The sequence below is a fragment of the Pseudanabaena sp. PCC 6802 genome, from assembly GCF_000332175.1.
Taxonomy (GTDB): domain Bacteria; phylum Cyanobacteriota; class Cyanobacteriia; order Pseudanabaenales; family Pseudanabaenaceae; genus PCC-6802.
The window spans coordinates 2,971,211-2,983,417 of record NZ_KB235914.1 but is presented as its reverse complement, the minus strand read 5'-3'; the positions used below and the strand labels follow the sequence as shown (position 1 = coordinate 2,983,417).

Annotated in this window: 10 protein-coding genes; 7 read left to right on the top strand and 3 right to left on the bottom strand. The window is 49.1% G+C overall.

What is annotated here, in order from left to right; translation table 11 throughout:
- Positions 1-161 precede the first annotated feature (161 nt).
- Positions 162-1,484 carry a S41 family peptidase gene (locus tag PSE6802_RS0119460; protein WP_019501716.1) on the bottom strand — a complete coding sequence of 441 codons (1,323 nt, stop codon included), beginning with the start codon at positions 1,482-1,484 and terminating at the stop codon, positions 162-164.
- Positions 1,485-1,619: 135 nt separating this feature from the next.
- Between PSE6802_RS0119460 and sfsA the strand changes: the two genes are divergently transcribed.
- The 5 genes from sfsA to phoU all read left to right on the top strand — a co-directional run bounded on the left by sfsA (position 1,620) and on the right by phoU (position 8,779).
- Positions 1,620-2,405, top strand: coding sequence for a DNA/RNA nuclease SfsA (gene sfsA / locus PSE6802_RS0119455; RefSeq protein WP_019501715.1), 786 nt, complete (start codon positions 1,620-1,622; stop codon positions 2,403-2,405).
- A gap of 132 nt (positions 2,406-2,537) precedes the next feature.
- On the top strand, positions 2,538-3,284 hold the full coding sequence (locus tag PSE6802_RS29725; protein WP_019501714.1) for a metal ABC transporter ATP-binding protein: 747 nt from the start codon (positions 2,538-2,540) through the stop codon (positions 3,282-3,284).
- The gene (locus tag PSE6802_RS29720; RefSeq protein WP_036945670.1) at positions 3,278-4,138 is read left to right on the top strand and encodes a metal ABC transporter permease; all 861 of its coding nucleotides are present in this window, start codon (positions 3,278-3,280) and stop codon (positions 4,136-4,138) included. The genes PSE6802_RS29725 and PSE6802_RS29720 overlap by 7 nt, the downstream gene beginning before the upstream one ends.
- Before the next feature lie 192 nt (positions 4,139-4,330).
- Entirely contained in the window at positions 4,331-7,843 is a 3,513-nt protein-coding gene (mfd, locus tag PSE6802_RS0119440; protein ID WP_019501712.1) for a transcription-repair coupling factor, read from the top strand.
- Positions 7,844-8,107: 264 nt separating this feature from the next.
- Positions 8,108-8,779: a phosphate signaling complex protein PhoU gene (gene phoU, locus PSE6802_RS0119435; RefSeq protein ID WP_019501711.1), complete on the top strand. Its 672-nt coding sequence runs from the start codon at positions 8,108-8,110 to the stop codon at positions 8,777-8,779.
- Positions 8,780-9,035: 256 nt separating this feature from the next.
- Here the strand turns inward: phoU and tkt are convergent, their stop codons facing one another.
- Entirely contained in the window at positions 9,036-11,030 is a 1,995-nt protein-coding gene (gene tkt, locus PSE6802_RS0119430; RefSeq protein WP_019501710.1) for a transketolase, read from the bottom strand.
- Between the two features lie 221 nt (positions 11,031-11,251).
- Between tkt and PSE6802_RS0119425 the strand changes: the two genes are divergently transcribed.
- Positions 11,252-11,455 carry a DUF751 family protein gene (locus PSE6802_RS0119425; protein ID WP_019501709.1) on the top strand — a complete coding sequence of 68 codons (204 nt, stop codon included), beginning with the start codon at positions 11,252-11,254 and terminating at the stop codon, positions 11,453-11,455.
- A gap of 28 nt (positions 11,456-11,483) precedes the next feature.
- Positions 11,484-11,783 carry a DUF6464 family protein gene (locus PSE6802_RS0119420; RefSeq protein ID WP_019501708.1) on the top strand — a complete coding sequence of 100 codons (300 nt, stop codon included), beginning with the start codon at positions 11,484-11,486 and terminating at the stop codon, positions 11,781-11,783.
- A gap of 112 nt (positions 11,784-11,895) precedes the next feature.
- Here PSE6802_RS0119420 and PSE6802_RS0119415 read toward each other — a convergent pair whose 3' ends face one another.
- Entirely contained in the window at positions 11,896-12,162 is a 267-nt protein-coding gene (locus PSE6802_RS0119415) for a hypothetical protein (protein WP_019501707.1), read from the bottom strand.
- Positions 12,163-12,207: the final 45 nt, after the last annotated feature.

Here is a 12,207-nt window from a genome sequence, read left to right as displayed (position 1 = left end):
TTTGGGGCATTACTAATTGTATAGCGGTCGGCGGTCAGCGGGCTGACCGCCACCATATTACCTATGCCAGCAAAGCTACTTCCTACTTCCTTTGGCTTTTCTGCCTGCTGTCTGTATGCTTCCCTTCTTACGCCTTTTTCTACCCCCGTGCTTTTTTTCGTTCACCCGCTGGCAGTTGCTTTAGCGACGGCTGGGGTTGTTTGTGGGTGACTAATCTGGCGATCGAGTAGTTTGATGGCAGTTTGATACTGAATATCGTCTTGAGTAGCTAACTGCTCGCGACTGATGGGAGAAATCTTGACTTCAAGATCGGGAGTTATACCAACTTTATTTATATCTCGATGGCTGGGTGTTTCGTATTTAGCGATCGTCACTGCCAGTCCAGAACCGTCCTCTAGCTCGAACAAGGATTGAATTAAGCCTTTACCGTAGGTCTTGGTTCCCACCAACGATGCGCGTCCGTTATCTTGTAGAGCACCTGCGAGAATTTCGCTCGCACTAGCAGTACCGCTATCCTGCAAAATGACCAGCGGATGTTTAGTCAGAGCCTGGCCGTGGGCAGTAAAGCTTTCCTGGATCCCCATGCGATCGGCTGTATAGACAATGGTGCCATCGGGCAGCCACATGCGGGCAATTTCGATCCCTGCTTGCAATAAGCCACCAGGGTTACCGCGCAAATCCAATACATAGGCATCGGTACCTTTTGCTTCCATGCGCTTAATCGTGCTTGCCATCTCAGTGGCGGCGTTGCCATTAAACTGCGATAGCCGGATGTAGCCAATTTTATGGTGGTTAAAATCATCCAGCTTGGCGACGATCGGGTTAACTTCAATGCGATCGCGTCTAATTTCTACGTCAAATGTTTTCTGTTTGGGTGTTTGTTTGTCCTTCTTCGCACTTGTTTCAGGGGCGTATTCAGTACGAGCGATCGATAACGTTACCTGGGTGCCAATCTGACCGCGCATGCGTTCGGCGCATTCATCGAGGGTTAAATTATCCGTCGATACGTTGTCGATTTTGAGGATGCGATCTAGCGATCGCACGCCCGCCTTATCTGCTGGCGAGCCTTCAATCGGCGCGATCACGATCGGAGAGTTAGTTTGGGGATCGATCGCAATTTGCAAGCCCACGCCGGTAAGCGCGCCGCTAGTACTGGTTTGCATAGTCCTGTACTGGTCGGGCGGCAAGAAGCGGGTAAACGGATCGCCGAGGCTGGCTAGCATTTCTTGAATTGCCGCATAGGTTTCTTCGCGACTGTTAAACTTCCGATTGGCAAAACTTTTGCGGACGCGATACCAGTTTTGATGGTTGAAGCTGTCGTCCACATAGGAGCGATACACGATCTGCCATACGTTGTTAAAAAACTTTTGCTCTTGCGTCCAGTCTGCGATCGCGGCTTTAGCGCTACCTAGACTGCACAACTGAACTACAAATACCAGACAGAGGACGATAATAATTGACCAGAACTTACGCGGCTTTGTCATGCTTACTATGGCGATCGCAATCTAACTTAACTTATTGATCTATCCTAGTGGAAATTTTTAGAACTGAGGAGTGGGGAACCGTATCGGGCTAAACTCTTGGGAGGAAATTTTAGATTAGGGCGAAATCAGGAAACTATGCAGGTACACGCCTATCCCCCTCTACGGTTTGGCACGTTAGTAAAGCGTTACAAGCGTTTTTTTGCAGATATCGAGCTAGAAACTGGGGAGTTAATTACTGCCCATTGTGCCAATACAGGGCCGATGACTGGCATTTGTAAAATTGGCAGCAGGGTGGGGGTTTCCTGTAGCGATAACCCCAAACGCAAACTGCCTTACAGTTGGGAAATTATTCACATTGACAATGTTTGGGTGGGCGTACACACGGGCTTACCCAATCAAGTGGTGGGCAAAATGTTGAACGATCGCATAATTCCCGAATTAGGAGCTTACGATCTAGTACGAGCAGAAGTTGCCTATGGCAGCGAAAACAGCCGGATTGACTTCGTCCTCAGTACCACCGATCCCAAAACTGATAAAACCAGCAAGACCTTTATCGAGATCAAAAATACAACCTGGTGCGATGGCAGTTTAGCTCTCTTCCCAGATACGGTAACGACCAGAGGACAAAAGCATTTGCGCGAATTAATCTCGATTAAGGATGCCAACACCCGTTCCATATTGCTGTACTTCATCAATCGCGGCGACTGCGATCGCTTTGCACCAGGCGATCGCGCCGATCCCGAGTATGGCAAATTACTAAGAGAAGCGATCGCTGAAGGAGTAGAAATTCTGCCCTGCCGCTTTGACGTTACTCCCAATGGAATTGAATATTTGGGACTGGCGGAACTAGTTTTGCCAGATTTTAGAAATACCATAATCCCGCCTATGACTAAAGTGCAGGAATTCCATGCAAATGCTTAACTGGAAGAGATTTTACCCCCTTCCCCGCTCTTTCAAAATGACTAAAGTGCAGGAATTCCATGCAAATGCTTAACCCCTCCCCAAAATCGTGATATAAAAGAATGAGAATCATTCTCTTGCAATCGTGTAAAAATGCTTGAGGTTAGCCAACTCGCTGTCAACTATCGGGGTGTGACCGCATTAGAAAACATTAGCTTTACCCTCAATACCGGTCAGTTACTTGGAGTGATCGGGCCTAACGGCGCAGGCAAAAGCACCATGCTCAAAGCCATGTTGGGACTTGTACCCGTTGTCAGCGGCTTAATTAGATTCGGACAGGAAAGTTTAGATCGGCATCTACGTCAAATTGCTTACGTACCGCAGCGATCGCAGATCGACTGGGACTATCCTGCCACTGTATGGGACGTGGTAATGATGGCTCGCACTGTCCGTACCGGTTGGTTTCGTTCCCACAGTCGGCGATCGCGTGAAGTGGTAACGCAAGCACTCCAGCGCGTAGGGATTTGGGATCTGCGCCAGCAACCGATCGGCCAGTTGTCGGGGGGGCAGCAGCAGCGTGTATTTTTGGCGCGATCGCTAGCACAGGAAGCAGAACTATTTTTCTTTGACGAACCATTTAGTAGCGTTGACGCTGCCACAGAGGAAATCATATTTGATGTCTTTGCCGAACTGAAAGCACAGGGCAAAACCCTGGTTGTCGTCAGCCACGATTTGGGTGAAACCCTGGAACGCTACGATCGCTTACTATTACTGAGTCAGCGGCAAATTGCCTTCGGTGCCGTAGGCGAGGTCGTGACATCGGAAAACCTGCGGCGTGCCTACGGCGACCCCAGAAATCGACATATATTCTCGCCAAGAGAAGGGCTTTTAAGTTGCTAAGCTGGTTTTTAGATCCCCTCAGCCTTGAGTTCATGCGCAATGCCATGCTTGCTGCGATCGCAATTGGGGCGCTATGCGCAGTCACCGGAGTTTATTTAGTCATACAGCGCATGTCATTACTGAGCGACGTAATCTCGCATTCAGTATTTCCGGGGTTAGCAATCGCCTTTTTCTACAAAGTTGATATTTTTTTAGGTGCATTTATCTCTGGTATCTTCAGTACCTTTATCGTCACGCTGATTCGGTCACAGTCAAAGGTGAAAGTGGATGCCGCGATGGCGATCGTCTTCTCTAGCTTTTTTGCCCTCGGTATTAGCTTAATTACCAAATTAGGCACAAAGGTCGATCTCGATAGTTTCCTCTTCGGTAACATTCTGAGCGTTTCCACCAAGGATGTCTGGTGGGTGGGGCTGACGACATGCGCGATCTTCTTTCTCATCAAAATTTTCTATAAAGAGTTGCTGCTTTATACCTTCGATCCTCAAGCAGCAAAGGTGATGGGTCTACCTGTAAAACTTTTAGACTTTGGTTTAATGTTTGCGATCACGCTAACCATCGTCACCAGTCTCAAAACCGTGGGTGGAATGCTAGTAATTTCTCTGCTAATCACACCAGGTACCGCTGCCTATTTATTAGTCAAACAACTGCATTTAATCATGATTTTGGCGGCAGCGATCGGCATTACTGCTGGCGTTATTGGCATGTATATTAGTTATTATTACGGCTTGCCTTCCGGCCCAGCGATCGCCCTGGTAGCATCCAGCATATTCTTATGCGTTCTACTCTTCAGCCCCTCACAGGGAATTCTAACGCGGCTAAACCTTAAGAAATCAGCAACATTTACATCGTCATAGATGCGATCGCACGGGGTTGTGTTTATGCTATCAAATCGCACTTCGGTTCAGTATTAAGGGAAGGGTGCGATCGCGCACTCAAATCACAGCATGGCAGACCAAAACTAACTTTTTGGGCTTTGATACAATCAAGATAACCAACTCGTGCAGCCACTTAGGAATCTGAGTGGCTGAGTTATTGTCGTCAAAATTATGGCATTTTCGTCTGTCATCCGCGCTCTAACGCGATCGCCCCTTACCAGCGAACTAGAAACCAAGCTGCAAAAGTGGCGCTGCCTCAGCCTCAGTGGTATGCCTCGCCTGGTGAAAGGGCTGGTTAGTTCTTGCTTGGCGCAAAAGCAGGATCGTCCTTTATTAGTGGTGACGGCAACTATTGAAGAGGCGGGGCGGTGGGCGGTGCAGCTAGAAGCGATGGGTTGGCAGACCGTACATTTTTACCCCACTTCCGATGCCTTGCCCTACGAAAACTACGCGCCGGAACCGGAAATTATCTGGGCGCAGATGCAGGTACTCTCAGATTTAAGCGGTTACGCGCATGATTTTGCAGATCTCAGCAACACTTCTAACGATGGTAACGGTAAACCTGGCGGCTCTAAATTAAATTCCGGCAATCGCATCGCGATCGTAGTGACGGATCGAGCTTTACAACCACATCTCCCCGCCTTGTCTCAATTTCAAGCCAATTGCTTGCAATTGAGCGTGGGAATGGAAATGCGATTAGAGGTTCTCGCCGATCGCTTAACTCAACTTGGTTACGAGCGTACCTCCTTAGTTGAAGCTGAAGGTCAATGGAGTCGGCGCGGCGATATTGTCGATGTATTCCCAGTTTCCTGTGAATTACCGCTCCGCCTGGATTGGTTTGGCGACGAAATTGAGAAAATTCGCGAATTCGATCCCGCTTCGCAAAGAACTATGGACGCGATCGCGACAATTACACTTACTCCCACCAGTTACGATGCCATCTTCGCACCGCCAGATCCCAAAGGAGGATTGGAAGATCGATCCGAAGCAATGTACTCTATCCACCCAGATTCCAGCGCTTCCATCCTCGATTACCTGCCAGAGCATTGTCTCGTCGCCATCGACGAACTAGAACAATGTCAAGCCCATAGCGATCGCTGGTATGAATCTGCTTCGGAAGCTTTTAAAGTTCTTGATGGCACTTCTAGCTATTCTGGTTCCCTGCACCGACCCTTTGATGAATGTCTATTGGATTTGGAATCTAAGTTCGAGCGCCTCTATCTCACTGAATTAGCAGAAGATGACCTCAGTCTTTTGCAACACCCCGATCGCCCCCTAACAGTGAATCTATCTAGCCGCCCCATACCCACAATACCGCATCAGTTTGGCAATTTATCCAAGATTCTGCGAGAATATCGCAACTCGCACTATCAAATTTCGATCGTGTCAGCGCAACCATCGCGGGCGGTGGCGCTCCTGCAAGAGCATGACTGCCCCGCCCAGTTCGTGCCGAACGTGCGAGATTATCCTGCCATTGAGAAACTGCATAACTCTCGTACGCCTGTGGCGTTGAAATACTCTGGCGTGGCAGAAATCCAGGGATTTATTCTGCCGACATTTCGGATTTTAATCGTCAGCGATCGCGAGTTCTTTGGGCAACACGCACTCGGTACCCCCACCTACATTCGCAAGCGACGGAGAGCCGTTTCCAAGCAGGTCGATCTCAATAAGCTCTCCATCGGCGACTATGTAGTCCACAAGCACCACGGGGTCGGACAATTTTTGCGTTTGGAAAGCTTAACGATTAACCGCGAAACCCGCGAATACCTGGTAATTCAATACGAGGATGGTTTGTTGCGCGTTGCTGCCGACCAGGTGGGAACTCTATCGCGCTATCGCAGTATGACAGAGGGTAAGCCCCAACTCAATCGCATGACTGGCAAAGCATGGGTCAATGCTACTAACAAAGCCCGCAAAGCGATTAAGAAAATCGCCATCGACTTACTAGAGCTATATGCCAAGCGATCGCAGCAGGTCGGTTATGCTTTCCCACCTGATATGCAATGGCAAGCAGAAATGGAAGATTCTTTTCCCTATCAACCAACTCCCGATCAACTAAAGGCAGCTCAAGATGTCAAGCAGGATATGGAGAGCGATCGCCCTATGGATCGGCTGGTGTGCGGCGATGTAGGATTTGGCAAAACCGAAGTTGCGATTCGCGCCATTTTTAAGGCATTAACTAATAACAAGCAAGCCGCCATGCTGGCTCCCACAACTATCCTGGCGCAGCAGCACTATCACACCCTCCAGGAACGCTACGCCCCCTATCCAATTAAAATTGCCCTGTTGAATCGATTTAGAACGGCTAGCGAGCGCAAGGAGATCGTGCAGAAATTGGCGACGGGCGAACTGGATTTAATTGTAGGCACGCACCAACTACTTTCTAAGGAAGTGAAGTTTAAGGATCTGGGATTGTTAGTGGTGGATGAGGAGCAGCGCTTTGGAGTAGCGCAAAAGGAAAAAATTAAATCTCTCAAAACTGAAGTAGACGTACTGACGCTGACAGCGACTCCAATTCCGCGCACGCTGTACATGGCGCTGTCGGGCGTGCGGGAGATGAGTCTAATTGCGACACCACCGCCATCGCGCCGTTCCATTAAAACTCACCTGTCCCGCTACAATCCTGAAGCAGTCAGAGCCGCCATCCGTCAGGAATTAGATCGCGGCGGCCAAGTATTTTATGTCGTGCCTCGCATTGAAGGGATTGAGGAAACATCTACTAAAATTCGAGAAGCAATTCCCGGCGCGCGTTTGGCGATCGCCCACGGTCAAATGCCAGAAGCCGAGTTGGAAACTACGATGATCGCCTTTAACAGTGGCGAAGCGGATATCCTGGTCTGCACGACGATTATTGAATCCGGCTTAGATATTCCCCGCGTGAATACGATTATTATCGAAGATGCCCAAAAACTGGGACTGGCACAGCTCTATCAACTGCGCGGGCGGGTCGGTCGCGCTGGTATTCAGGCTCATGCCTGGGTATTTTATCAAGCTCAGGGGGAACTGACCGAACCAGCTCGGCAGCGCCTGCGTGCGATTCAGGAATTTACGCACCTTGGTTCCGGTTACCAGTTGGCGATGCGGGATATGGAGATTAGGGGCGTGGGCAACCTTCTGGGGTCGGAGCAGTCGGGCCAGATCGATGCGATCGGTTTCGATTTGTATATGGAAATGTTGCAGGAGGCGATCGCGGAAATTCGCGGTTCTGCCATCCCCGAAGTAGACGATACGCAGATCGACATTCCGATCACGGCATTTATCCCGGCTGACTATATCAGCGATCCAGACCAGAAGATGAGTGCCTACCGCGCCGTCGCCGCTGCCAGTTCGCGGCGCGAGTTGGGCCAGATTGCCGAAGAGTGGCGCGATCGCTATGGTTCCCTGCCTACTGCCGCCCAGCGTTTAATCAAGGTGATGGAGCTGAAACTGGTGGCGAAGAAAATCGGATTTTCGCGGATTAAACCCGATGGCAAACAACATGTTATTTTAGAAACTAAAATGGAAGAGCCTGCCTGGAAACTATTAGAGCAAAAATTGCCAGAGCATTTGCGATCGCGTTTTGTTTATCAGCAAAGTAAAGTTACAGTAAGGGGAGTGGGTGTTTTACCACCAGATAAACAACTGGACAACCTGATTGATTGGCTCGATAAAATGCAACTAGCTTTACCAGAACTTAACCTTTAAAAAAGGTTTGCCCAGTCAAGTATTTTCTTTTGTATCCAAATTACTGGAATGTCAAGATTATTTGCATTTTAATTATTTCAACTCGCTTATAGCGATGCTAAATCATCATATGAACGGGGTGCAGGGGTAGAACACGGCAGTGGCTTTAGGGGGAACCCCCCAAGACCGCCCTGCCTCCCCTGCGTGGGGCGCAGCCCCACACCCCCTTTTTCACAAATCATTTGTGATTGCTATATCATTTGAAAACTACCTTTGAAAATTGCCATGCAAGAACTCTCAACTGAGGAAGAGCGCCATCGAACGAGAAAAAACTTCGATCGCCAACTGCGAGAACTAGAGCAAGACGCTCTACGCATGGGCGCATTGGTAGAAAATTCCTGCTTGCTAGCACACCGCGCCTTATTCGATCGAGATTTAGAGGCAGCTACCAAAATTGACACTCAAGATAAGGACATCGATCGTTTCTATCGCCAAATCGAACTAGGCTGTATCGATCTAATTGCTCTCCAGTCACCCGTTTCCCGCGATTTAAGACTTTTAACCGCGCTGATACATATGGTCAGAGATCTAGAGCGGATTGGTGACTACGCTGAGAATTTAGGAGAAATTGCGATCAAACTTTTTCCCTACCCCGTGCCACCACACATGGATCGACTTCAGGTGATGTTTGCGCGCTGCCAAGCAATGCTAGCTTTGAGTTTGGGTGCGGTATCTAATTTAGATGCAGAGGAGGGGTTAGATATTAAGGCCAAAGACGATGCCGTCGATGATGATTATGATTCTCTCTATAACCTGTTAACCAGGCAAACCAACATCGGCACTTCCTTAGAGCCTGTAATGCTGATGGTATTAGCAATTCATCACCTCGAGCGCATGGCGGATCATGCCACCAACATCGGCAAAAGGGTTAGTTATATTGTGACGGGTAAGCGTTAACGAACTTCTGGCTCGGCTCCATACTTTGAGACTATTGACCGTACGGCGCTGTTAAAAGGACTTCAGTGCATAAATGCACTGAAGTCCTTGAATTTTTCTAGATTACCATTCTACGAGCGATCGCGAATGGTTTACTCCTGGTTATACCAATTTAAATTGTTGTGGTTACGGATGGGGGGTGGGGGCGTTGCCCCCACGAAGGGGTTCTACCCCTTCACCCCGTTCGATCTCTGTCGTTTTACTGTTCAAATTGGTATTAACCGAGTACCTGGCGGCAGGTAGCGATGACATTATCGACCGTGAAGCCAAACTTCTCATAGCAGGTAGGTCCGGGAGCTGATGCACCAAAGCGATCGATACTGACCATCGCGCCTTCCGAACCGACATACTTATGCCAACCAAAGCTAGAAGCAGCTTCCACTGAAACGCGCTTCTTGCAGGCAGGAGGCAATACAGAGTCGCGATACTCTTGCGTTTGTTCTTCAAACAGTTCCCAGCAAGGCAGGGAAACTACACGTACGGCTTTTCCTTCTGCTTTAAGAGCATCCGCTGCTTTTACAGCTAGTTCTAGCTCAGAACCAGTGGCGATGACGATCAGATCGGGGTTAGCGGCATCAACTACCACATAGCCACCCTTCTTGGTGCCTTCGACCGATGTCCCAGGTAGATTCTTTACGCCTTGACGGGTAAAAGCTAGTAGAGAAGGACGCTTGCGTTCGGAAATGGCAACTTCGTAGGAACCAACGGTTTCCTTGGCATCAGCGGGGCGCAAAACCAGCAAATCGGGAATTGCTCGTAGGGATGGGATCGTCTCGATCGGTTGGTGCGTGGGGCCGTCTTCACCCAGCATAATTGAGTCGTGGGTCATGACGTAAATTACCCGTACTTGCGACAGCGCCGACAGACGAATCGCTGCCCGCATGTAGTCGGCAAATACCAGGAAAGTTGCACCATAAGGAATGAGACCGCCATGCAAGGCCATCCCATTCAAAACTGCACCCATGCCGTGCTCGCGCACGCCAAAGCGGAAGTTGCGACCTTCATAAGAGCCAGCTTGGAAATCGGGAATGCCTTTCAGGTAGGTCATGTTGGAGTGTGCCAGGTCAGCAGAACCACCCAGAAATTCCGGTAAAGCTGGAGCGAGGGCATTGAGGCAGGCTTCAGAGAGCAGGCGGGTAGAGGTTTCCTTGTGGGTAACCGGCTCTAAAGCGTTTTGCCAACCTTCCGGCAACTCGCCCGCCATGACGCGCGTAAATTCGGCTGCTTCGGCGGGATAAGCTTGAGCATAAGCAGCAAAGCGCTGATTCCAATCGGCTTCGGCTTCGGCACCCTTATCGATCGCCTTTCGGAAGCGCTTGAGAGCGTCTTCGGGCACGACAAATGGCTCGTACTCCCAGCCCAGGTTATTGCGAGTAGCCGTGACTTCATCACCACCGAGGGCAGCACCATGCACGCCAGCGGTACCAGCTTTATTGGGCGAACCATAACCAATTACGGTAGTGACCACGATCAAGCTGGGCTTATCGGTAACCTTCTTAGCTTCGGCGATCGCTTTGGCAATGCTATCGAGGTCGTCGTTGCCATTGGCGACGTACTGAACGTGCCAACCATAGGCTTCATAGCGCTTGCCCACGTCTTCAGTAAAAGCGAGATCCGTGCTGCCATCAATGGAAATACTGTTGCTGTCATACATCATGATCAGCTTGCCCAACTTGAGGTGCCCCGCCATGGATGCTGCTTCCGAAGCCACACCTTCCATATTGCAACCGTCCCCCAGAATCACGTAGGTATAGTGATCGACGATGTTATGTCCGGGCTTGTTAAAGCGAGCTGCCAGGTGTGCTTCCGCGATCGCCAAACCAACAGCATTACCTACACCTTGACCGAGAGGGCCAGTAGTAACTTCTACGCCTTCGGTTTCAAAGTTTTCAGGATGGCCGGGGGTTTTACTGCCCCACTGGCGGAACTGCTTAATGTCATCAATAGAAACGCTGTCATAACCAGTTAAGTGCAGCATCGAATATTGCAACATGCAACCATGACCGGCTGACAAGACAAAGCGATCGCGATCTACCCATTTCGGGTTTTTGGGGTTGAACTTGAGGAACCGATCCCACAGTACAAAAGCCATGGGGGCGGCTCCCATTGGTAACCCTGGGTGTCCTGACTTAGCTTTTTCTACTGCGTCTATGGACAGAAAGCGGATTGAATTTATGCAGAGTTGTTCTAAAGTTTGGGTAGCAACAGCCATGATTCGGGGTACCTAAGTTTTTTTCTTTGACTATATTTTCACCTAAGCTTGACACTTAAAGATCAAATTTGAAGGGGCAATTTTAACTATTTCTTCATGAATGTTCTTTTACTGATACCTGCCTCTCTTCCTCACAGGTCTGTGACAGCCACAGGAAAATGTTAAATTAGCGATATAAAATATGGACTTTAAAGCAACAAACTCCTAGCCTTCTTTATCTCATGAAAGATTTTTTTGAAAATGTCAGCCGCTATCCCCGTTACTTAATTACGATCGTATTGGGGGTTTTGTTTTTTGCACTCAAGCCCCTGTTGCCTTTTTTTAAACAACCTGTAACTGCGATCGCGCTTGTAACGGCGTTTATTGGTAGTTTTATCGGTTTGTCGCTAATTTTACGCGCTATGTTGGGCTTAGATCCTGTTTAGTCCTGTCGTTGCAGCTTTTGTGTGGCTTATGGAAATTTTTCTCGCGATCGTGCTGGGGTTTTTAACTCCCATTTTATCGATATTGGCAATGCGCCGCCTGGCAATTAAGACAGAGGCACGACTGCGTTCGGTAGCGCAGGCAGTCGGGCAAGCGAGAACGCAACCCCTATTGCTACCTGCTGATGTTACTTATGTTGAGGGGATTGGCTTTGCGATCGGCGACTTTAGCTGTCGCTTTAACGCTCGTTCTGCCCACGTACGTTGCGCCGTTAACCCATCTGGCCCTTGCCAGTCCTGTCGGCATTACGAATTGCTCAGCATAGATTAACAATTATGAACCAAGCAAAAACCCCATTGCCAGATCTTTAGATACTGGGCAGATGGGGCTACTCACACCAACCAACGTTCGATAGAACTTTGATAAATTTGCGAAAAACTGACTAGAATGCTTTGCCTAGACCTAAGCACTCCCCCCCATGGCAAAGCTCGCAGTTAGTGCGATCGGAACTGCGACCGTCCTGAAATCCCATTGCATAAGCAGTTTCAGCCATTTTTACGCTTAGGTTTGTCACGGCTAAGGCTATATAGGGATCGAGAGGCTCAGTTATATCCATATACAACTTTTCGATCGCATGTCTTAGCATTTCTGGAGTTTGAATCATTGCTTCCTCCGTTATAGTACGTCCAGGCTTAGTCTCTGCTAGCATAGTCAAATGCAAGCATTGAGTATAAATGCCATTGTTAGCACTATA

What these genes read in the sequence shown, in the direction of transcription:
- mfd (WP_019501712.1), top strand. Translation starts at nt 4,331, where the DNA reads ATGGCATTTTCGTCTGTCATCCGCGCTCTAACGCGATCGCCCCTTACC.
- PSE6802_RS0119415 (WP_019501707.1), bottom strand. Translation starts at nt 12,162, where the DNA reads ATGCTAGCAGAGACTAAGCCTGGACGTACTATAACGGAGGAAGCAATG.
- sfsA (WP_019501715.1), top strand. Translation starts at nt 1,620, where the DNA reads ATGCAGGTACACGCCTATCCCCCTCTACGGTTTGGCACGTTAGTAAAG.
- PSE6802_RS0119420 (WP_019501708.1), top strand. Translation starts at nt 11,484, where the DNA reads ATGGAAATTTTTCTCGCGATCGTGCTGGGGTTTTTAACTCCCATTTTA.
- PSE6802_RS0119425 (WP_019501709.1), top strand. Translation starts at nt 11,252, where the DNA reads ATGAAAGATTTTTTTGAAAATGTCAGCCGCTATCCCCGTTACTTAATT.
- PSE6802_RS29725 (WP_019501714.1), top strand. Translation starts at nt 2,538, where the DNA reads ATGCTTGAGGTTAGCCAACTCGCTGTCAACTATCGGGGTGTGACCGCA.
- phoU (WP_019501711.1), top strand. Translation starts at nt 8,108, where the DNA reads ATGCAAGAACTCTCAACTGAGGAAGAGCGCCATCGAACGAGAAAAAAC.
- PSE6802_RS0119460 (WP_019501716.1), bottom strand. Translation starts at nt 1,484, where the DNA reads ATGACAAAGCCGCGTAAGTTCTGGTCAATTATTATCGTCCTCTGTCTG.
- tkt (WP_019501710.1), bottom strand. Translation starts at nt 11,030, where the DNA reads ATGGCTGTTGCTACCCAAACTTTAGAACAACTCTGCATAAATTCAATC.